The sequence below is a fragment of the Methylobacterium sp. GXS13 genome, assembly GCF_001455965.1.
In the GTDB taxonomy this organism is placed as follows: Bacteria; Pseudomonadota; Alphaproteobacteria; order Rhizobiales; family Beijerinckiaceae; genus Methylobacterium.
This window is the reverse complement of record NZ_LKKO01000044.1, coordinates 1-21,008: the sequence shown is the minus strand read 5'-3', so window position 1 is coordinate 21,008 and position 21,008 is coordinate 1. Positions and strand designations below refer to the sequence as shown.

General features: G+C 70.3%; 19 protein-coding genes and 1 pseudogene. 12 read left to right on the top strand and 8 right to left on the bottom strand.

What is annotated here, in order from left to right:
• Positions 1-22: 22 nt before the first annotated feature.
• The 3 genes from AO398_RS16405 (at position 23) to holA (ending at position 2,694) form a co-directional block, all read left to right on the top strand.
• Positions 23-976 (top strand): AEC family transporter, encoded by a 954-nt coding sequence (locus tag AO398_RS16405; protein WP_058193193.1) that lies wholly within the window; start codon positions 23-25, stop codon positions 974-976.
• Positions 977-1,097: 121 nt separating this feature from the next.
• The gene (gene lptE, locus AO398_RS16400; protein ID WP_058193192.1) at positions 1,098-1,643 is read left to right on the top strand and encodes an LPS assembly lipoprotein LptE; all 546 of its coding nucleotides are present in this window, start codon (positions 1,098-1,100) and stop codon (positions 1,641-1,643) included.
• Positions 1,644-1,650: 7 nt separating this feature from the next.
• Positions 1,651-2,694 carry a DNA polymerase III subunit delta gene (gene holA / locus AO398_RS16395; protein ID WP_058193191.1) on the top strand — a complete coding sequence of 348 codons (1,044 nt, stop codon included), beginning with the start codon at positions 1,651-1,653 and terminating at the stop codon, positions 2,692-2,694.
• A gap of 320 nt (positions 2,695-3,014) precedes the next feature.
• Here holA and AO398_RS16390 read toward each other — a convergent pair whose 3' ends face one another.
• Genes AO398_RS16390 through mnmG form a run of 4 tightly spaced genes read right to left on the bottom strand, consistent with a single transcriptional unit; the run spans position 3,015 to position 7,403 of the window.
• Positions 3,015-3,935: a ParB/RepB/Spo0J family partition protein gene (locus tag AO398_RS16390; protein WP_058193190.1), complete on the bottom strand. Its 921-nt coding sequence runs from the start codon at positions 3,933-3,935 to the stop codon at positions 3,015-3,017.
• A gap of 56 nt (positions 3,936-3,991) precedes the next feature.
• Positions 3,992-4,885 (bottom strand): ParA family protein, encoded by an 894-nt coding sequence (locus AO398_RS16385; RefSeq protein ID WP_058193189.1) that lies wholly within the window; start codon positions 4,883-4,885, stop codon positions 3,992-3,994.
• Entirely contained in the window at positions 4,882-5,517 is a 636-nt protein-coding gene (gene rsmG / locus AO398_RS16380; protein ID WP_058193188.1) for a 16S rRNA (guanine(527)-N(7))-methyltransferase RsmG, read from the bottom strand. Before rsmG ends, AO398_RS16385 begins: the two co-directional genes overlap by 4 nt.
• Positions 5,514-7,403 carry a tRNA uridine-5-carboxymethylaminomethyl(34) synthesis enzyme MnmG gene (gene mnmG, locus AO398_RS16375; RefSeq protein ID WP_058193187.1) on the bottom strand — a complete coding sequence of 630 codons (1,890 nt, stop codon included), beginning with the start codon at positions 7,401-7,403 and terminating at the stop codon, positions 5,514-5,516. Before mnmG ends, rsmG begins: the two co-directional genes overlap by 4 nt.
• A 368-nt stretch (positions 7,404-7,771) precedes the next feature.
• Here mnmG and AO398_RS29070 point away from each other — a divergent pair, with 368 nt between their 5' ends.
• A complete protein-coding gene (locus tag AO398_RS29070; protein ID WP_201025783.1) occupies positions 7,772-7,921 on the top strand; it encodes a hypothetical protein in 150 nt (49 codons plus the stop codon).
• A 172-nt stretch (positions 7,922-8,093) separates the two neighbouring features.
• Here AO398_RS29070 and AO398_RS16370 read toward each other — a convergent pair whose 3' ends face one another.
• Positions 8,094-8,642, bottom strand: coding sequence for an HNH endonuclease (locus tag AO398_RS16370; RefSeq protein WP_007563401.1), 549 nt, complete (start codon positions 8,640-8,642; stop codon positions 8,094-8,096).
• A 612-nt stretch (positions 8,643-9,254) separates the two neighbouring features.
• On the opposite strand from AO398_RS16370, the gene AO398_RS16365 reads away from it, so the two are divergent.
• Positions 9,255-11,996: a DUF3772 domain-containing protein gene (locus AO398_RS16365; protein WP_058193186.1), complete on the top strand. Its 2,742-nt coding sequence runs from the start codon at positions 9,255-9,257 to the stop codon at positions 11,994-11,996.
• Positions 11,997-12,151: 155 nt separating this feature from the next.
• Positions 12,152-12,607 (top strand): CAP domain-containing protein, encoded by a 456-nt coding sequence (locus AO398_RS16360; RefSeq protein ID WP_244498804.1) that lies wholly within the window; start codon positions 12,152-12,154, stop codon positions 12,605-12,607.
• Between the two features lie 9 nt (positions 12,608-12,616).
• On the opposite strand, the gene AO398_RS16355 is transcribed toward AO398_RS16360, so the two are convergent.
• Positions 12,617-13,408 carry a flagellar motor protein MotB gene (locus AO398_RS16355; protein WP_082643310.1) on the bottom strand — a complete coding sequence of 264 codons (792 nt, stop codon included), beginning with the start codon at positions 13,406-13,408 and terminating at the stop codon, positions 12,617-12,619.
• A 210-nt stretch (positions 13,409-13,618) separates the two neighbouring features.
• Between AO398_RS16355 and AO398_RS16350 the strand changes: the two genes are divergently transcribed.
• The 6 genes from AO398_RS16350 (at position 13,619) to AO398_RS16325 (ending at position 20,003) form a co-directional block, all read left to right on the top strand.
• Entirely contained in the window at positions 13,619-15,403 is a 1,785-nt protein-coding gene (locus AO398_RS16350; protein WP_058193184.1) for a glucan ABC transporter ATP-binding protein/ permease, read from the top strand.
• Positions 15,404-15,536: 133 nt separating this feature from the next.
• Entirely contained in the window at positions 15,537-16,253 is a 717-nt protein-coding gene (dnaQ, locus tag AO398_RS16345) for a DNA polymerase III subunit epsilon (RefSeq protein ID WP_058193183.1), read from the top strand.
• 109 nt (positions 16,254-16,362) lie between these two features.
• Positions 16,363-17,625: a PHB depolymerase family esterase gene (locus AO398_RS16340; protein WP_058193182.1), complete on the top strand. Its 1,263-nt coding sequence runs from the start codon at positions 16,363-16,365 to the stop codon at positions 17,623-17,625.
• Between the two features lie 99 nt (positions 17,626-17,724).
• Positions 17,725-18,606, top strand: coding sequence for a TIGR01459 family HAD-type hydrolase (locus tag AO398_RS16335; RefSeq protein ID WP_058193181.1), 882 nt, complete (start codon positions 17,725-17,727; stop codon positions 18,604-18,606).
• Between the two features lie 99 nt (positions 18,607-18,705).
• Positions 18,706-19,530 carry a hydratase gene (locus AO398_RS16330; protein ID WP_058193180.1) on the top strand — a complete coding sequence of 275 codons (825 nt, stop codon included), beginning with the start codon at positions 18,706-18,708 and terminating at the stop codon, positions 19,528-19,530.
• 221 nt (positions 19,531-19,751) lie between these two features.
• On the top strand, positions 19,752-20,003 hold the full coding sequence (locus AO398_RS16325; RefSeq protein ID WP_058193179.1) for a hypothetical protein: 252 nt from the start codon (positions 19,752-19,754) through the stop codon (positions 20,001-20,003).
• Between the two features lie 10 nt (positions 20,004-20,013).
• Here the strand turns inward: AO398_RS16325 and AO398_RS16320 are convergent, their stop codons facing one another.
• Positions 20,014-20,721, bottom strand: coding sequence for a response regulator (locus tag AO398_RS16320; RefSeq protein ID WP_058193178.1), 708 nt, complete (start codon positions 20,719-20,721; stop codon positions 20,014-20,016).
• Positions 20,718-21,008 (bottom strand): annotated as a pseudogene (locus tag AO398_RS16315) (MarR family transcriptional regulator); the annotation flags it as partial. The pseudogene AO398_RS16315 and the gene AO398_RS16320, both read right to left, overlap by 4 nt.

Genomic DNA, 21,008 nt, shown 5'->3' with positions numbered 1-21,008 from the left:
AATCCTCCGACCCGGGCCGCCCATGCTCTCGACCCTGCTGGTCGTGCTGCCGATCTTCGCGCTGATTTTTTCCGGCTGGCTGGCCCGGCGGATCGGCGTGCTCGGCGCTGCGGCGACCACCGAACTCAACCGCTTCGTGGTGTTCCTGGCGCTGCCGGCGCTGCTGTTCGACGTGACCGCGCACGCCCATTGGAGCGCGATCTGGAAGCCGGGCTTCATCGGCGCCTTCGGGTTGAGCAGCCTGGCGGTGTTCGCGCTCACGGTGCTGATCCGGCGGGGGGAGGGGCACCCGCTCTCCGACGCCGCCGTGGACGGGCTCAATGCCGGCTATCCCAATGCCGGCTTCATGGGCTTCCCCCTGGCGCTGGTCGCCTTCGGCCCGGAGGCGCTGGCGCCCACCACCGTGGCGGCGATCCTCACGGTCTGCGGGGTGTTCGCGGTGGCGATCGTCTTGATCGAGACCGGGCTCCGGCGGGAAGCGCACGGGTCCGGGCAGGCCGGTTCAAACATCCCGGTCTGGCGCGCGGTCGGCCGCTCGCTAATCCGCAACCCATTGCTGGTGGCACCGGCGCTCGGCGCCCTGGTCCCGAGCGCCGGCCTCACGCTACCGGCAGCGGCCGAGACATTTCTCAAGCTCCTCGGCGGGGCCGCCTCCCCCTGCGCCCTGGTGGCGCTCGGCCTGTTCCTGGCCCAGAAGCGCCGGCCCGGCAGCGCCCAGCCCCGGGCGGCTTCCCTGCTGGTCGGCCTGAAGCTCGTCGGGCAGCCGGCCCTCGCCTACGGGCTCGGCCGCTACCTGTTCGACCTGCCGCCGCTGCTGCTGCACGTCGCAGTGCTGATGGCCGCCCTGCCCACCGGGACCGGGCCGTTCATGCTGGCGGAGTTCTACCGCCGCGAGGCCGACTTGACCTCCACGGTGGTGCTGGTCTCGACGATCCTGTCGATCGTCACCGTCTCGGGTTACCTGGCAACGGTCTGAAACCGAGCGACCACGCTCTCGCCGCAGAGGAATCGTAACGGTTGCCCCATAGGCTCATGGCGCGGCCCTCCGGGTCCGCGCTAAGAGTGGCTGCAACGAAGCGGGGCGGAACGGCGACGTGATGGTGCGTTCGGGAGTATCGGTGGTGGTCCGGATCGGCCGCCTCGCCTGTGTGGCCGGCCTGGCACTGAACCTGTCGGCCTGTTTCCGCCCGCTCTACGGGCCGACCGCCTCCGGCGAGACCGTGCAGGCGCTGCTCGCCTCCGTGCAGGTCGACGATGTCGGGATGGCCCAGGGCCAGGAGCGGCTCGGGCATTACCTGCGCAGCGAACTGATCTTCGAGCTCGACGGATCGGGCCAGCCCGCGAGCAAGCGCTATCGGCTGAAGCTCTCGGGCTCCGAGATCGTGCAGACCCCGATCGTCTCCTCCACCACCGGCCGCGCCGAGGCCGGCACGCTGGTCGCCAACATCAAGTACAGCCTGGAGGACATGGCCGGCACCAAGGTCTATTCCGAGGGCGTAGCGACCTCGACCGCGACCTACGACCGCTCGGTCCAGCGCTTCGCCAGCCAGCGGGCGGCGCGCGACGCCGAGATCCGTCTCGCCAGTGTCCTGGCCGACCAGATCAAGACGCGCTTGGCCGCCGTGCTGTCGACCAAGCCGTGAGCCGGCTTTGACGGCGGTCAAAGCGGGCGAGATCGAGGGCCTGATCCGGCGCGGGCCCGATCCGCGTATCCCGGTGATCCTGGTCTACGGGCCGGATACCGGCCTGGTCACCGAACGTGCGCGAAAACTCGCCGAGGATTTCGTCACCGACCCGTCCGACCCATTCGCGCTGGTGCGGATCGACGGCGACAGCCTCGCCTCCGATCCCGGCCGCCTCTGCGACGAGGCTGGCACGATGGGCCTATTCGGCGGCCGCCGGTCGATCTGGGTGCGGCCGGGCAGCCGCAACTACGCGCCGGCGGTCGAGGCGGTGCTCGGCGCCGCGGTGGCCGATGCGCGAATCGTGGTGGAGGGCGGCGACCTCGCCAAGAACAACCCGATGCGCGTTCTCTGCGAGCGCTCGCCCAAGGCTCTGGCGATCCCCTGCTACGCCGACGACGAGCGCACGCTGTCGGACCTGATCGAGCGCACTTTGCAGGAGCGCGGCCTGCGCATCGACCGGGCCGCCCGGGAGGTCCTGGCCCGTAGCCTCGGCGGCGACCGCCGGGCCAGCCTGATGGAGATCGAGAAGCTGGCCCTCTACGCGGGCGGGGAGGGGCAAGGGGACAAGGTCGTCACCCTCGACCATGTCGAGGCCATCACCAGCGACGTGGCCGCCAGCGTCCTCAACACGCTGATCGACGCCGCCTTCGACGGCCGCCGAGAGGCGGTTGAACGCGATTATCGGCGCTTCCGGCACGAGGGCCTCGATCCCGGCGTGGTGCTCGGCTCGGCCCTGCGTCACGCCCTGACCCTGCTGGCGACCCGCCTGGACAATCCGGACAAGACCCCGGCCCTGAGGGGGGCCTCGTGGCGGGGGCTGCACTTCAAGCGCAAGGCCAGCATCGAGGGGCAGCTTGGCACGTGGCCTGCCGGAACCTTGCGGCAGGCCGCAAAAGCCCTTCAGGACGCGATCCTGGCCTGCCGACGGGCCGAGCCCGAGTTGGCGCACGCCCTGGCCTCCGCGGCACTGCTGCGGGTGGCCGAGGCGGGCGCCCGGCGGCGGCGTTAGGGGTGATGCTGGCTCGATAGGATGCGTAGGCCCGCACTGGCGTGCGTTCCCCTCCTCACAGAGGGGATTTGATTGGCCTCACGGTTGGGAATTGTCGTCAGCGCTCGATCACCCCCCTTGTCATCCCGGGGCTGCGCAGCGGAACCCGGGATCCATAGCCGCCGAAAGATCAAGGTCTGGCAGCGTCGGCGGATCTGGATTCCGGGTTCCGCTGCGCGGCCCCGGAATGACAAGGGGGTTCATTCTATGGTTGCGACAACCCTGATCGAAGGAGGGATCTCAGAGGCCGCTGAAGCGCTGGGAGCCCATGAAAAGCTTCCTCAGCCCTGATCCGGCTCCGAGACCTTGAACCGGTTGAGTAGCCCCTCGAGCTCGTCCTGCGTCTCGTAGCGGATGCGGATCTCGCCCGAGGTCTCGTCCTTGGGCTTGTAGACCACAGCGACCCCCAGGGCCCGGCGGATCCGCAATTCCAGCTCACGCACCGGGGCAGGGCGCTCGGCGGAGAGGCGCGGGCGACCGGGGCGGGGTGTGTCGGGGGCAGCAGCCTCCGCCGCCTCGGCAGCCGCCACGGCCTCGACCTCGCGCACCGACAGGCCCTCGGCCACGACCCGGCGGGCCAGGGCCTCCGGGTCGCGAACCGCCAGGAGCGCGCGGGCATGGCCGGCGGTGAGCTCCCCGGCGGTGACCCGGTCCTGCACGGAGGGTGGCAGATTGAGCAGCCGCAGCGTGTTGGCGAGATGGCTGCGGCTCTTGCCCAGGATCTCGGCCAGTTCCTTCTGAGTGTAGGCGAAGTCCTGCATCAGGCGCTCGTAGCCGGATGCCTCCTCGATCGGATTGAGATCAGCCCGCTGGACGTTCTCCAGGATGGCGAATTCCAGCGAGGCCCGATCGTCGATCTCGACGATCACCACCGGCACTTCGTCGAGCCCGGCCTTCTGGGAGGCCCGCCAGCGCCGCTCGCCGGCCTCGACATCGAACGCGCCCGGCACGTCGGCCAGCGGCCGCACCACGATCGGCTGGATGATGCCGCGCTGGGTGATCGAGGTCGCCAGCTCCGCGAGTTCCGCCTCGCCGAAGCTGCGGCGGGGGTTGCGCGGGTTCGGGCGCAGGAACTCCACCGGGACCTTGCGCTGCGGCTCGATCTTGCCCTCGGCCTTGGCCGCCTGCCCGACATCGCCGAAATCACCGATCAGCGCCGCGAGCCCGCGCCCGAGACGGGGTCGTGCCCCCTCCTCCGCCATCCTTGTCACCCGTGTCACGCTCCGCACTCGATCCCCGATCTTTCGGGATCACACAATCAGGCCGCCGCCGGCACCCGGCCTTCGCGCTGGATCACCTCGGAGGCGAGGCGCAGATACGCCTGGCTGCCGGCACATTTCAAATCGTAGAGCAAAGCCGGCTTGCCGTGGGACGGCGCCTCGGAGATGCGGACGTTGCGGGGGATCACGGTCTCGTAGACCTTGTCGCCCATGAAACCGCGTACATCCGCCACCACCTGGGCGGAGAGGTTGTTGCGCGGGTCGAACATCGTCAGGACGATGCCCTGGATGGTGAGCTTCGGGTTCAGGGCGCCCCGAACCTGCTCGACCGTGCGCAGCAGCTGGCTCAAACCCTCCAGGGCGAAGAACTCGCATTGTAGCGGCACCAGCACCGCGTCGGCGGCGGCCAGCGCGTTGATGGTCAGCAGGTTGAGCGAGGGCGGGCAATCGATCAGCACGTAGCTGATACGGTTCAGGCCCTGAGCCTGGCCGATATCCTTGAGCACGCCGCGCAGCCGGTGGGCCCGGTCGGGCAGGGTCGCCAGCTCCATCTCCAGGCCGAGGAGGTCCATGGTGGAGGGTGCGATCGACAGCCGCGGCACCGCCGTGGGGATCACCGCCTCGGCCAGCGTCGCCTCGCCTGTCATGACGTCGTAGGTCGAGACCTGGCGCCGGGCCCGGTCGATGCCCAGCCCCGTGGAGGCGTTGCCCTGTGGATCGAGGTCCAGGACCAGCACGTCCTCGCCGATCGCCGCCAGGGCCGTGCCGAGGTTGATCGCCGTAGTGGTCTTGCCGACGCCGCCCTTCTGGTTGGCGAGCGCCAGGATCCGCAGGGGATGTCTCACGGACGGTCTTTCGGCGGGGGGCAAGACGGGATCGCTGGACGGATCCACGGACCGGTCGGCGGAATCGCCGAGGATCGCTTCGGTCATCGATGGCTCGGGGCGGCGAGGGCAGTGACGCGCACGATCCGGGCTTCGGAATCAGTCCGGCTCGGCACGAGGTCGTTAACGACTCTCCACTGCGCAGCCGCCTGGGTCAATTCAGCTTGCACGTCCCGGCCCTTCGGAAACAGTCCGGTGGTGCCCGTTTTCAACAGCGGCTCCGTCCAGGCTAGGAGCTGCGTCATGGGCGCGAGCGCGCGGGCGCAGACGATGTCGACGCCCTGATAATCACCGATCACCGCCTCGATCCGGGCGTTGCGCACTCGGGCCGGCGCGCCGGTGAGGCGGACGGTCTCGGTGAGGAAGGCGCATTTGCGGGCGTTGCTCTCGACCAGATCGACTTGGATGCCGCGGTCGCGACCCGCGATGGCGAGGATCAGGCCCGGGATGCCGGCACCGGATCCGAGATCGAGCCAGGTCCGGGCCTCGGGGACGAGGTCGAGGAGTTGAAGCGCGTCATCGATATGGCGGCTCCAGACCTCGGCCAAGGTCGCCGATCCGACGAGGTTCTTGATCGGCTGCCAGCGCCGGAGCTGGGCGACGTAAAGGTCGAGCAGCGCAGCTGTTTCACGTGAAACACCGGAGGCGGCGAGAACGCGGGCGCGGTCCGGATCGCTCATGGGGCGCGGCGGTCGGCAGCAGGTGCGGCCCGCCGCGCATGGGCGGCCAGGAGGGTGAGGGCGGCCGGGGTCACGCCCTCGATCCGCGCCGCTTGGCCGAGGGTGCCCGGCCGGACGGTCTCGAGCTTCACCCGCATCTCGTTCGAGAGGCCGCTGATCCCGGCATAGTCGAGGCTAGCTGGCAGACGCACGGCTTCGTCGCGGCGGAAGGCGGCGATGTCGGCATTCTGCCGGTCCAGATAGACCGCATAGGTCGCGTCGGTCTTCAACCGGTCGGCGACGCGCGGCGACGTCTCGGCGAGCTCTGGCCAGATCGCCGCGAGCTGTCCCCAGCTGATCTCGGGATAGGCCAGCAGCTGGAACGCGCTGCGGCGGATGCCGTCGCGGTTCAAGCCGATGCCCTGCAGGGCCGCCTGATTCGGCGTGAGGCTCAGAGAATCGAGCAGGCTGCGCGCTTCTCGAAGCTCCGTCTGCGAGACCGAAAAATGATCGGCCCGGTGCCGGCCGACGCAGCCCAGTGCGATTCCCCGCGGCGTCAGCCGCTCGTCGGCATTGTCAACCCGCAGGGACAGGCGGTACTCGGACCGAGAGGTGAACATCCGGTACGGCTCGCTGACCCCGTGGGTCACGAGGTCGTCGATCATCACCCCAAGATAGGATTCGGCCCGATCGAAGGTCGCGACGTCGCCGCCGCCGGCGCACCGGGCAGCGTTGAGCCCGGCGACCAGCCCCTGGCCCGCCGCCTCCTCGTAACCGGTGGTGCCGTTGATCTGGCCGGCCAGGAACAGGCCGGGCAGGCGCTTCACCTGAAGCCCGGCATCGAGCTCGCGCGGGTCGACGTAATCGTACTCGATGGCGTAGCCCGGCCGCAGGATCGTGGCGCGTTCGAGCCCCGGGATCAACCGGATGATCTCGCGCTGGACCTCCTCCGGCAGGGCCGTGGAAATGCCGTTCGGATAGATCGTCGGATCGTCCAGCCCCTCCGGCTCGAGGAAGATCTGGTGACCTTCCCGGTCGCCGAAGCGGACCACCTTGTCCTCGATCGACGGGCAGTAGCGCGGTCCCCGGCTGGCGATGCCACCGGAATACATCGGCGAGCGATGCAGGTTGGCCCGGATCAGGTCGTGGACCGCCTGATTGGTCCGGGTGATGCCGCAGCGGATCTGCGGCGTGGTGATCTTTTGGGTCAGCGTCGAGAACGGCACCGGCTCGGCATCAGCCTCCTGCATCTCCAGGCCCGACCAGTCGATGGTCCGGCCGTCGAGGCGGGGCGGGGTGCCGGTCTTGAGCCGGCCGAGCCGCAGGCCGAGCCGGTCGAGGGTCTGAGCCAGCCCGATCGCCGGCGCCTCGTCGACCCGGCCGGCCGGGATCTGGCGCTCGCCGATATGGATCAGACCGCGCAGGAAGGTGCCGGTGGTGAGCACCACGGCGGCGCAGGCGATCGTCCGCCCATCCGCCAGCACGAGGCCGGAGAGCCGGCCCTCCGAGTCGAGGACCAGATCCTCGCAGGCGCCCGCCACCACCGTGAGGCCCGCGGTCTCGGCGATGGCCGTCTGCATGGCGGCGGCGTAGAGCTTGCGGTCGGCCTGGGTGCGGGGACCGCGCACGGCCGGCCCTTTGCGGCGGTTGAGCAGCCGGAACTGGATGCCGGCCGCGTCGGCGACCCGGCCCATCAACCCGTCCAGGGCATCGACCTCGCGCACGAGATGGCCCTTGCCGAGCCCCCCGATGGCGGGATTGCACGACATCGCCCCGATCGTGGCGGGGTCGTGGGTGACCAGGGCCGTGCGGGCGCCGCAGCGCGCAGCCGCCGCGGCCGCCTCGACGCCGGCATGGCCGCCGCCGCCGACCACGACGTCGAACCTGTCGGATGAGGTGGTAAGCATGCAGGTGATTACGCGGGCGTGGCCGGGACGGTCAACGCATCCGGGTGCGGGATCACGGCATCGATGCGGGGAGGCGGCTTTCTTTTTGGGGTGCGCTACCGCCGAGGATTCGGCGCATGGCGAGCCGTCGCACTGAATACGGCATTTACTTCATCTCTTCAGACATCACGACCGATATGTCGACCGTTCCGATACATCTCACCGAAACAACCGCGATTCATGAGACGTCGCCTGCGACTTGTCAGCTTTCGTCAGGCGTGCAAGCATTCAAATACAAAACATCCTGAGCGGACAACGGCGTCCGGCAGGCCCCGGGACCGGGACTGTTTCGCAGCGTCGAGGGCGACGCGCGATGAGGAGGGATTGCGATGTCATCTCTGACGATCGGCCTCGGCGTCGCCTGCTGCGCGGCCGGCGCCGCGGCCCATTTCCTCGATCCCACGCACCGCAAGGAAGGGCAGTTTGGCCTGGCAGCCTTCGCACTGCTGCTCACCGGGATGTTCCTGACGCGGTCGTAGCGTCCAAGCCCGATCGAGCCCGGCCGATATGCCAATCCTCCCCTCTTCCGGCGGGGATGGGGCGCGGCCTCCACATAGGCCTCCCGGGTCGGGCGACCGGCTGAAGGCCTGCGGTGTTTCGGCACCGCGCACCGAGCGTCGAGCGGCAGAGATCGCGCGATCGGGCGCGCGCTCAGCTCTCCAGTTCGCTGTCCCAGTACAGGTAGTCGAGCCAGGTGTGGTGATACTGGCGGTGGTCGAACTCGGGTTGCCGATGGTGCAGCTCGTAGCGGGTCGGCCGGCGCGGCTCGGTCGCCAGCGGCATGTCCGCCTCCTGCGGCGTACGGTTGGCCTTGCGCAGGTTGCAGGGCGAGCAGGCCGCCACGACGTTCTCCCAACTCGACAGGCCGCCCCGGGAGCGCGGCACCACGTGGTCGAAGGTCAGGCCGCCCGAGGGTAGCCGCAGCCCGCAATACTGGCAGCTGAAACCGTCGCGCAGGTAGATGTTGTAGCGGGTGAAGGCCGGGCTGCGGGCCAGCGTGACGTAGTTCTTCAGCGCCACCACGCTCGGCACCCGCAGGGCCCGGGACGGCGAGCGCGCCTCGACATCGTAGCTCGCCACCAGGGTGACGCGGTCGAGGAACAGGGCCGTGAAGGCGTCCTTCCACGACCAGAGAGAGAGCGGATTGTAGGAGAGCGGCCGATAATCCGCGTTCAGGACGAGGGTTTGGAGATCCATCATCGGCGCGACTCTTCAGACTATCTCTGACGCGTGTAACGCGCGGGAACGCGCCGGCGCCCCGCCGGCCCGTCCGACGCGGCCAGAAGCCGGTGCAGGACGGGCCGGCGGACGGGGCGTCGGCTCAGCGGGAGAGGCGGAAGGAGCAACAGGGCGGCGGGCCGGCGCGCGGTGACGCCAGTCGGTGCGGTAGCAACCGGAACGCGGCCGGGCCGGACCGGCATCAGAGCCGGCCGAACCCTTTCGCGTGACGACGAAAAGGCCCTGTCCATCTGATGTTCATCTAATCCCACCGTGACACCCTTGTGAAGCTTTTCCCGCCGGGTCCCGGGGACGCACCCACAGCGGGCCTTGGCCCCGGCGATCCGCCCGAGGGTGGGCAGGGGCACGGTTTCGCCCTATTGGAAGCCCACAGCGCCCGGCCTCGAGAGGCGAGCTCGATCGCCTTGCCATCCCGCTCGCCCCTCAGGCTTCGATTCGACGCGCTCGCCGACGCCGATCCGGTGTCGCCTTCGGCGGCGAGCGCTCGAGAAGGCCCGCGCGGTTCCCGATGCCGCCGGTCCGCCGATGCCGGGCACCGCTTGCGCGCCCGGCGCGCCCGACGAGAGGTAGCTTATGATCCGCACGCTGGTGCGCTCCCGGAAGCTCAACGCCGCGCCGCATCGGCCCGTGCTGGCCCTCGTGGCCGCGCTGATGCTGGCGATCCCGGCCGTCGCGCCACCTGCGGCCAGGGCTCAGGGCGAGACCCCGGCCGGGCAGCACCCGGGAACCAAGCCGGCCGACGCCAAGCCCGCCGACGCGAAGGCGCCTGACGCCAAGCCGGTCGAGGCCAAGCCCGCGGCGCCCCAGCCCGCGGCGCCCCAGCCCGCGGCGCCCCAGCCCGCGGCGCCCAAGCCCGAGATGTCCGAGCAGCTCAAGGCGGTCCGAGCCCAGCTCGACACCGCCAAGGCCGAACTTGAGGCGCGTGAGAAGCAGCTGGGGCATCCCGATTTGACCGTCGCGGATCTGTCGCCGATTCGCGACAGTGCCGGGACCGTCACCGAGGAGATCCGCGCGCTGATCACCCGGCTCGACACGCCGCTCGAGGCGGCGCGGGAGCGGCTGACGCAGCTCGGCCCCAAGCCGAAGGACACCCAGGAGAGCGCGGACGTCGCCGAGCAGCGCGTCGAGCGCGAGGCCGCGGTGACCCGCATCGACGAGACCCAGCGGCTCGCCCGCTCCCTGCTGGTGCAGGGCGATCAGATCATCGACCGCGTCTCGAACCGCCGGCGCGAATCGTTCACCCGCGACCTGTTCCAGCGCTCGCAGCCCCTGGTCGGCCCCGGCCTCTGGGCCAAGGTCATGGCCGATGTGCCGCGGGACACGCGCTCGCTGCAGAGCGCCCTGTCGGATATCGGGCTGCTGTTCTCCCGCAACGGCAGCATCGGCAACCTGCTGTTCCTCGGACTCGCCTTCGGGATCTCGATCGCGCTGTATTTCGGGCGGCGCAACATCGCCCCCCGGGCCGCCCGGCGGGATGCCTCCGCCACGGAACCGTCGCGGCGCGCCACCCTGCTGGCCGCCTGGCGGGTGATCCTGCTCGGCACCGTACCGGCGGTGGCCGGCTCCTACGCGGTCTACTACGCGCTCGACGCCACCAACCTGCTGCCCTCCCGGCTGATGCCGGTGGCCGCCGCGATCCTGGGCGGATTGGCCTTCATCGCCTTCGTAGAGGCCCTGTGCGACGGGCTGCTCAGCCCCGACAAGCCCGCCTGGCGCCCGGCCCCGGTCGGCGATGCGGCCGCGACCCGGCTGACCCGGCTTGCGGTCGGCATCGCCACGGTGCTGACCGTGGTGAAATCCGTGGAGGCGCTGAATTCCGGGATCTCGGCGGCCCTGCCGATCTCGATCGCGACCCGCGGCCTCGGGGCTGTCGCCACGGCGCTGATCCTGGCGGTCGGCCTCCACCGGTTCGCCGATACCGAGCAGGAGGAGGAAGCCTGCTTCGGCCCCTATGTGCCGACCAAGACCACCACGGGCATCGGCGGCCCGGCCCGGCTGCTCGGCTGGGCCGCGGTGGCGCTGATCGGGGTCGGGGCGCTCGTCGGTTACGTCGCGTTCGCGGCCTTCCTGATCGATCAGCTGATCTGGACCGCGAGCGTCCTGGTGCTGCTCTACCTGCTGGTCCAGAGCGTCGACACCTTCATCGGCCGCGCGCTCTGCGACGAGACCCGGCTGGCCACCGCGCTCCAGGCCAATACCGGCCTGCGCAAGCGCTCGCTGACCCAGATATCGGTCCTGGCGACCGGGGCCGCCCGGGTGATCCTGATCCTGGTGGCGGCGCTGCTCGTGCTGGCGCCCTGGGGGCTCGATTCCACCGATATCGTCTCGTCGATCCGGCAGGCCTTCTTCGGCTTCAAGGTTGGGGACGTGACGATCTCGCTGTCGAGCATCGCGTTCGGCATCGGGATCCTGGTGCTCGGCGTGTTCGTCACCCGGGCGGTGCAGCGCTGGCTGGAACTGACCTACCTGCCAGCCACCGACTTGGACGCCGGCCTGCGCAACTCGATCACCACGATCGCGGGCTATTTCGGCTTCCTGCTCTCGCTGGCCCTCGCCTTCTCGTATCTCGGCCTCAGCCTGGAGAAGCTGACCATCGTGGCCGGCGCCCTGTCGGTCGGTATCGGGTTCGGTCTGCAGTCGATCGTCAACAACTTCGTCTCCGGCCTGCTGCTCCTGTGGGAGCGGCCGATCCGGGTCGGCGACCAGGTGGTGATCGGCGATTCGGAAGGCATCGTGAAGCGCATCTCGGTGCGCTCCACCGAGATCCAGACCTTCGACCGGTCGTCCGTGATCGTGCCGAACTCGAACCTGATCTCCGGGGTGGTCAAGAACCGGGTGCGCGGCGACCGCTCGGGCCGGGTCAGCATCACGGTCAGCGTGCTGCGTAACCAGGACCCGGTGCGGGCCGCCGAGATGATCGTCGGCTGCGCGCAAGGTCATGCCGACGTGCTGAAGGACCCCGCCCCCCGGGTGGTGTTCAAGAAGATCGGCGACCCGTTCCTGGAATTCGAGCTGCTGGTCTGGATCGTCGACGTCAGCCTGGGCCAGAAGGTTCAGACCGACCTGAACTACGCGGTGTTCGCCACCCTGTCGGGGGCGGGCTTCATCCCGCCGCTCGGCCCCGGCGCCAGCATCGTGACGGTGCAGGGTTTCGAGGCGATGCAGAGCGCGATGGGCGAGATCGCGAGCCGGTTCGGCCAGGCGGCACAGGCGCCCGAACCCCGGGAGTCCAAGCCCCTCCAGGATTCCAACGAGACCGGGGCATCACCGGCCCAGCCGCAGCGTGACCGCGGCCTCCGGAGCGCCGGGGGCTGAGGGCAGGCGCCCGGCTTCATCGGGAACGGATGCACGATCGCCCGGCGCTCCCTATATGGCCCGGGCGTCCGAGCCGGATGCGCAAGCATGGATCTTCGAACGTGGGCGGACGCAACCTGAGACGAGGCTTTGGGGCGGCGGTCTGCGTTCCGGCGTTGGCCCTGCTGGGTGCCTGCGGCGCCGAGGCGCCGACCACGACGGCGCTGCCGAGCATCTACCTGCCGCTGGCCAGCCAGGCCGCCCATGTCGACACCGACGCCGCCCGGGACATGATCTCGTCCTATCGTCGCAACCGCGGCGCCGGGCCCCTCACGGTCGATCCCGAGTTGCAGCGGCTGGCGGAGGCCGAGGCCGCCGCCATGGCGCTCGCCGACCGGCCGAGCAAGGCGCAGACCGTGAAGGCTGCAGTGGGGCGGCTCGGGTTCGCCGACGTGAACGCCAACCTGTCAGCCGGCTACCACACCCTGGCGGAGGCGTTCTCCGGCTGGCGCGAGAGCGCCCCGCACGACGCCACGATGCTCGCGCCCGAGGCGACCCGGATGGGGATCGCCACGGCCTATGCGCCGGGCTCGAAGTACAAGGTTTACTGGGCGCTGCTCACCGCCAAGTAGGCGCGTCCTCTACGGAAGCCCCTTCACGTTCGGCACCGGAGACGCCTCCTTCAGCAGCGTCACCGTCACCCGCCGGTTGGCCGCCAGATACGGGTTGTCGGGGAACATCGCCTCGGTGTCGGCCCTGCCGGACACCGAGGCGAACCGGTCGTCGGTGGCGGCGAAACCCGTGACGGCGATGCGGTTCGGCATCTGGCGCAGGGTCGGGGCGAGCGTCTCCAGCAGGCGCCGGGTGCGCTCGTTCGGGCCGGTCGAGCCGTCCGGGACCAGCGAGCGCCCGTCCTGGTCGACGATCGACAGGTCGAGGTCCTGGTCGGACCGGACGATCACCACGCTCTTCGACAGTTCGGCGATGTCCGGCAGCGCCTGCCGCAAGGAGGCCACCGCGAGGCCGACATGGTCCGGCTCGCCGGTCTCGGTCAGGCCGAACGCGCTGCTCTGGTCGCGCCGAGGCGGTGTGGTCCGGTCGGCGGCCTTCTCGGGCGGGAGGGTGCGCAGGGATATAACGTGGCCGGCGGCCGGCAAACCTTCGGATTCGAGGAGGCCGGCGAACTCCGATTCCTTGTCCACCCCGAAGGCGTCGCGCATCGAGCCGGCGACCACCTGCATCGTTTTCTGGCCCTGCGTCGAATAGGCCGCGACCATCACGAAGAAGTTCATCAGGAGCGCCATCCGGCCGGCGAAGGTCACGAACCGGCCGTGGCTCGCGAGGAGGCCGAGTGCGGCTGCGAGATCCCTGCCGCGGCGCCCGGACCAGACACGTAAACGATCGGTTCCCCTGATCGCTTGCGGCCGGGTCATTCACAGCGCTAGGAAATCTTGCTGAACGAGCCGTAAAGGTGATGACTTCGACCCTGTATAGGGCCGTCATCGCCCGTTCAGGCGGGCCCGGGCATAAGCCGTGTCGTGTGAGGGGTTTGGCGGCGGAATCAGCGATATCCGCCCGCCGCCCGGACCTTAAGAGTTGGCGCGAGACCCGGACACACGGGCCGCGCCGGGGGTGTCGGAGCTGTGGCGATGGTTCGTCTGTACGGGCGGGTCCTAGGTTTCCTGAAGGCGGAACGGCGGCTGGCCATCGGTCTGGCAGTCACCAACGTCGTGCTGGCGATCGCGGCCTTCGCCGAACCGCTGCTCATGGGCCGAATCATCGATCAGCTGACCCACCTCCAGCGCGGCGGCAACGCCATGGCCAGCATGCTGCCCCTGCTGGCAGCCTGGGTCGCGTTCGGGTTCTTCACCATCGCGGCGGGCGTGTTCATCGCGCTCCACGCCGACCGGCTGGCCCACCGCAACCGCCTGTCCTCGATGGCGAGCTACTTCGAGCACGTGCTCGACCTGCCGCTCGCCTTCCACTCGGCCAACCATTCCGGCCGGGTACTGAAGGCGATGCTGGAGGGCACGAACGGCATGGCCTGGCTGTGGCTCGGCTTCTTCCGGGACCACCTCGTCGCCCTGGTGTCGCTGGTTGTGCTCCTGCCGATGACCCTGTTCATCAACTGGCAGCTCGGCTCGATCCTGGTCGTCCTGATGCTGGCCTTCACGGCGCTCACCACCTTCGTGATGCGCCGGACCGAGACGCTCCAGGGCCAGGTCGAGGAATTCAATTCCGGCCTTGCCGCCCACGCCTCCGATGCGCTCGGCAACGTCGCGGTGATCCAGTCCTTCACCCGCGCCAAGGCCGAGAAGGATGCAATGCGCGGCATCATCACGAACCTGCTCGCCGCGCAGATCCCGGTCCTGTCCTGGTGGGCCCTCGCCAACGTGGCGACCCGGGCCTCCGCCACCATCACCATGACGGCGATCTTCGTCACCGGCATCTGGCTGTACCAGGCCGGCACCACCACGGTGGGCGAGGTCGTGGCCTTCATGAGCCTGGCCACCGCCTTCGTGGCGCGGCTCGATCATGTGGTCGGTTTCGTTAACGGACTGTTCCAGCAGGCCCCCAAGATCGCCGAGTTCTTCGAGATCTACGACACCGTGCCGGCGGTGGCCGACCGCCCGCATGCCCGGCAGGTCGCCCGCTTCGAAGGCGAGGTCACCTTCCACGACGTCGCCTTCTCGTATGACGGACAGCGCAAGGCGCTCGACGGCGTCTCGTTCTCGGCGCGGCCCGGCGAGACCGTGGCGCTGGTCGGCACCACCGGCTCGGGCAAGTCGACGACGCTCGGCCTCCTGCACCGCAGCTTCGATCCGGCTTCCGGGTCAATCCGGATCGACGATATCGACGTGCGCGACATCGGCCTCTCGTCCCTGCGCCACAATATCGGCGTGGTCTTCCAGGAGCCGATGCTGTTCGCCCGCTCGATCCGCGAGAACCTGCAGGTCGGCCGTCCCGACGCCACCGATGCCGAGATGCTCGACGCCCTGGAGCGGGCCCAGGCCGGCGCCTTCATGGCGCGCCAGCCCGCGGGGCTCGACACGGTGATCGGCGAGCGTGGCCGCTCACTCTCCGGCGGCGAGCGTCAGCGGCTCTCGATCGCCCGGGCGCTGCTGAAGAACCCGCCGATCCTGATCCTCGACGAGGCGACCTCGGCGCTGGACGCGGCCACCGAGCGCAGACTCCAGGGCGCCCTGGAGGCCGTGATGGAGGGGCGCACCACCTTCGTGATCGCCCACCGGCTCGCCACGATCCGCAATGCCGACCGGATCCTGGTCTTCCACGAGGGCCGGATCGTCGAGGCCGGTACGTTCGACGCGCTGGTCGCCGAGAACGGCCGCTTCGCCGAGCTCGCCCGGGCCCAGTTCATGGCGGCGGAGGCCGACGAGAGCGAGGGGCGGCTGGCCCTGGCGGCGTGAGAGACCGGCGCCGATCAGCCGGCAGCCAAGGAAGTCTCAATCTTTCGGGAGACAGAGTCTCCCGAAAGCGGTCATCCGCCCCCGGAGCCCGGTCCGATCGGGCGAGGCATCCTGACCCTCTGAGTCACAAAACATGCTGCGCGAGATCGTCCTCGACACGGAGACCACCGGCACGGAGGCGCGGAACGGCGACCGGCTGATCGAGATCGGTGCGGTCGAGCTCCTCAACCACATCCCCACGGGCCGGACCTTCCACCGCTACTGCAACCCGCAGCGGGCGGTCTCCGAGGGTGCGTTCAACGTCCACGGGCTGTCGGACGCCTTCCTGTCCGACAAGCCGCTCTTTGCCGAGATCGTGGGCGAGCTGTTGGCCTTCCTGGCCGACGGGCGCCTCGTGATCCACAACGCGCCGTTCGATGTCGGCTTCCTCAACATGGAATACGCCCGGCTCGGGGCCAACGCGCCGCCGCCGATCCAGCTGGACGACGTGGTCGACACCCTGCCGATGGCCCGGCGCAAGCACCCGGGCGCGGCCAACAACCTCGATGCCCTGTGCAACCGCTACGGGATCGACACCAGCCGGCGCACCAAGCACGGGGCGCTCCTCGACGCGCAGATCCTGGCCGAGGTCTATGTCGAGCTGCTCGGCGGGAAGCAGACCAGTCTTGGACTCTTGGACGCACAGGCCGGCCCGGCGGTCCAGGCTGTCGTCCAGGCCGCTCCGGCGGCCCCCCGGCCGTATCGAAGCCGCCTTACGGATGAGGAGAGGACCCGTCACGACAGCTTCCGAGCGAGCCTCGGGGCGGCACCGATCTGGGCCGAGTATATCGGTGCCGACGACCCGGCCTGACCGGTCTTGCCGCATCGCACATCGGCCTCTATTGCATCGCACCATATGCTGATCGTCGCGCTATCCCGGCCGCGGCACGGACGCTGATGTGACCAAGCGCGCACCCAACATGGACCCCTTCAGCAAGCTGAAGGCACTGCAGGACGGCGCGCGCGACCGGGCCGCCGGCTCCCCCTTCGCCGATATGATCGAAATCACCCGTCTGACCAGCCTCGGCCGCCTGGACGAGGCGACCGCCCTGATCCAGCGCAGCCTCGGCGGCTACGCGCCCGCACCGCCCTCGGAACCTCAGACGCCGGCGCCCCAGCCCTCGACCCACCGCGAAGAGGCTCCTCAGGATGCCCGGCGAGAAGCCCCCCATAAGACCCGGGGCGAGACGCGCGCCGAGCCCGCGGTGCGGGTGCGCAAAGCGGTCGTCAAGGTCGTGCGCGGGCTCGCGCCCGTGCTGAAGGGGCTCGGCCAGCCGCGCCGCGGACCCGCGCGGTCGCCCGTGGCCCGGAAGCCGCCGGCCGAGAGCCGCTTCGTTGCCCTCAGCCACGCCGAGCCGGCCGGCAGCCGCGACTACAAACTGTTTATCCCGGGTGATTCGGTCGAGCCGGCGCCGCTGATCGTGATGCTGCACGGCTGCATGCAGAACCCGGACGATTTCGCCGCCGGCACCGGCATGAACGTGCTGGCCGAGCGCGAAGGGTTCTTCGTTGTCTACCCGGCCCAGAGCCGGCAGGCCCATGTCCAGCGCTGCTGGAACTGGTACGAGCCGCGTGACCAGCGCCGGGAATCCGGCGAAGCGGCGATCATCGCGGGCCTCACCCGAGCCGTGATGGCGGCCCACCCGATCGACCCGGCTCAGGTCTACATTGCCGGCATGTCGGCGGGGGGCGCCGCGGCCCTGAACATCGCCCGGGCCTATCCGGACCTCTACGCCGCCGTGGGCGTGCATTCGGGCCTTGCCGCCGGCTGCGCCCGCGATCTCGGCTCGGCGCTGATGGCCATGCAGGTCGGCGCCCCGGGCCTCGGTACCGCGGCGCCGTTCGGCGCCTCCCCGGCCGGGCGGCGCATCCCCACCATCGTGTTCCACGGCGATGACGACGGCACCGTCAGTGTGCGCAATGCCGATCAGGTTCTGGCCCAGGCCAACGTCGCCGGCCTGACGGCGCAATCCGAGACCTTCGAAGACCGTGGCCACCCCTTCACCCGCACCCGCTATCGGGACGGGACCGGCCGGGTCGTGGTCGAGGATTGGCGGGTGCGCGGCGCCGGCCACGCCTGGTCGGGCGGCCGCCCCGAGGGCAGCTACACCGATGCCGACGGCCCCGACGCCTCGCGCGCGATGCTCGACTTCTTCGCCGAGCATCGGCTCGGGCCGCGGTAAAACCACGATTGGGGTCGGGCTCGGCCTCGAGGCTTGCAGGGCACGGCCCTGCACCCGCAAAAGGTCCCGGACCTTTTGAAACCGTGACCGGACCCCTCCATGACCGCACCGATCCCGACCCTCGACGGCCTCGCGCAGGTGGCGGAGCGCTACGACCTCCTCCTCTGCGACGTCTGGGGCGTGCTGCATGACGGCCAGAAGGCCCATGTCCCGGCCGGCGAGGCGCTGATCCGGTTCCGCGGCCTGCCGGGGCCGCGGCCGCGCCGGGTGGTCCTGGTCTCGAACGCCCCGCGGCCCGGGGACGGGGTCGGCCGCATCCTCGACCGGTTCGGGGTGCCGCGCGAAGCCTACGACGCGATCCTGACCTCGGGGGACCTCACCCGGGAGCTGATCGCCGGGCGCCCGGGCGCCCGGATCCGGCATCTCGGGCCGGAGCGCGACCTCGGCATCTTCAAGGATCTCGACCTCAGCCTCGTCGCGGAGGAGGAGGCCGACCTCATGGTCTGCACCGGCCTGTTCGACGACCGCAGCGAGACCGCCGACGATTACCGGAACGAACTGACGCGCCTCGCCGCCCGGGGCCTGACCATGATCTGCGCCAATCCCGACCTCGTGGTCGAGAGCGGCAACCGGCTGATCCCCTGCGCCGGCCTGCTGGCGGCGGCCTATGCCGAGCTCGGCGGCACCGTGATCTATGCCGGCAAGCCGCACCGCCCGGTCTACGAAGCTGCGCTCGCCAAGGGGGCCGAGCTCACCGGCGCGCCGGTGGATCCGGCCCGGGTGATGGCGATCGGCGATGCGATCCGCACGGACATCGCCGGTGCCCGCGGCTTCGGCATCGCCAGCCTGCTGGTGGCCCGCGGCATCCACGCGGAGGAGCTCGGCGTCTCGGCCGAGCACCACCGTCTCGGCGACGTCGCCGAATGGCTCGGACGCCAGGCCGTGCATCCGGATGCGGTGATCGAGCGGCTGGTTTGGTAGGGCCTCGTCCCGAAAACTGGTTCTCGGCTCTCGGATACGGACGCTCCGGATTCGAAAGCCCGACAGCATCGGCCCCGACCGCCATGCTACAGAGCGGGGATGCGCGATCCCGTCCCCGCCGCCACCCATGCCCGCACCATCCTGGCGGCACACGAGCATCGCCGCCAGATCGCGCCCCTGACCGGCTGGGATGCCGGCCTGGATCTGCCCGCCGCCTACCGGGTGGCCGCCGAGGTCCGGCACCTGCGTCTGGCGCGGGGCGAGCGGCCGGTGGGCCGCAAGATCGGCTTCACCAACACGACGCTCTGGGAAACCTACGGCGTCCACGCGCCGATCTGGGGCCATGTCTACGACACCACCCTGCTTGAGCGCGCCGCCCTCACCGGCCCGATCCCGCTTGCCGCCTTGGTCGAGCCGCGGATCGAGCCGGAGATCGTGTTCGGGCTGGCCCGGGCCCCCGAGCCCGGCATGGACGACGCGGCCCTACTCGGTTGCCTCGACTGGGTGGCGCAAGGGTTCGAGATCGTGCAGTCGCTGTTCCCCGGCTGGCGCTTCGCCGCCCCCGACACCGTGGCGGCCTTCGGGCTGCACGGCTTGCTGGTGCACGGCGCGCGGGTACCGATCACCCGGGATGCAGCACCAGTCTGGATCGACGGGCTGGCGGGCTTCTCCATCGCGCTCCTGCGGGACGGCGCGGTCGCCGATCGCGGCAGCGCCCGCAACGTGCTCGGCGGCGGCCCTCTTGCAGCCCTCCGGCACCTGATCGATGTGCTGGCTAAAGATCCCGGCAGCCCACCGCTCGCCGCCGGTGAGATCGTCTCCACCGGAACGCTGACCGACGCCCTGCCGGTCGCCGCCGGGCAGGTCTGGACCACCCGGATCTCCGGCCTGTCCCTGCCAGGCCTCGACCTTACCCTGGGCTGATCGCACCGGCGGCGCGGGAGCCTTCGATAGGACAGGGAATTCCGACACAAAGCCGCAGCGCAATTCTGCGAAACCTGCTTCGGGTGCCGGCAAGCAGGGCAGGGCGGTCGGCCTCCCGCGGCACGCAATTCGCCTTGTGCCGTGTCTCACGAACCTGTGTCCGGGCTGGGCTGCGGCTGCCGGCATTGGTGATAATTAGCCGACATGCCACATGCTGAGCCATGCCTGGACGCACGCGGAGCCGCTACACCACCTTCCTGGTTTCCGTAACCGCGGAGCGATCCGGCGGCCGCGGTCGGTCGGCCAAATCCGCGCCTCTGGTCTATGCCGTGATGAAGCCCAATGCCGAGGCGGCCATCGAGGCGATCCGTGCGCTGGCCGAAGAGCCGGCGGTGGTCGCGGTCGTGGGCAGCCTCTCGACCCGGGTGTCCAAGGGGCTCAAGCTGAAGCCGGGCGAGCCGCGCCCGGTGTGACGGTCCGGGCTCAATCCACGGCGAGCCGGTAGCCGACGCCCCGCACGGTCTGCAGGAACACCGGGTTGGCCGGATCGACCTCGGTCTTGCGGCGCAGGCGGTTGATCTGCACGTCCACCGTGCGCTCCGCCGCGGCGCCCCCAGGGCCGGCGAGTTGCTCGCGCTCGACATTGGCGCCCCCGGCCGCGGCCAGGATCGTCAGGATCTCGCGCTCGCGGTCGGTGATGCGGATCAGAACGTCGTCCCGGCGCAGCTCGCCCCGATCGATGCGGAACGCGAACGGCCCGAAGGTCACCGTCTCGGCCGCCGCCTCGCGCGTAGGGACGCCGCGCTTGATGATGTTGTTGAGCCGCAGTGTCAGCTCCCGGGGCTCGAACGGCTTGGGCAGGTAATCGTCCGCCCCGATCTCAAGCCCCATCACCCGGTCGTTGGGGTTGGACCGGGCGGTGAGCATCAGGATCGGCACCCGGGAGGTCTCGCGGACGCTGCGGGCATAGTCGAAGCCGTTCTCGCCGGGCATCATCACGTCGAGCACCATCGCGTCGAACACGACGCTCTGGGCCCGGGCCCGGGCCTCGGCGGCGCTCGCCGCCACGGTGACGCGAAATCCCTGGTCGGTCAGGTAGCGGGCGAGCAGCTCGCGCAGGCGGCGGTCGTCGTCGACGACGAGGACGTGCGGCGCCGTGTCGGGCAGTTCGGCACGGGGGGCGGGCGTCACGCGCCGCCACCCCGGGCGGAGCCGCGCCGGGCCATCAGGCGCCGCACCGCCGCCCGGTCCTCCGGCTCGATCATCGCCATCAGAAAGTCCTCCGGGGAGCCCAGCGCGTCCGGCGCGGCGAGCGCCCGGGCCAGGCGGCGGGCCTGGACCCGGGTGAGGTCGGCGGCCAGCTCCGCGCCGGCGGGGGGGCAGAACAGCAGCCGCTGGCGCCGGTCGCGCGGGCCGGTCTTCTGGGGGGCGGAGCCCTGCCCGATCAGATCCTTCAGCACCCGGGTGAGGCTCTGCCT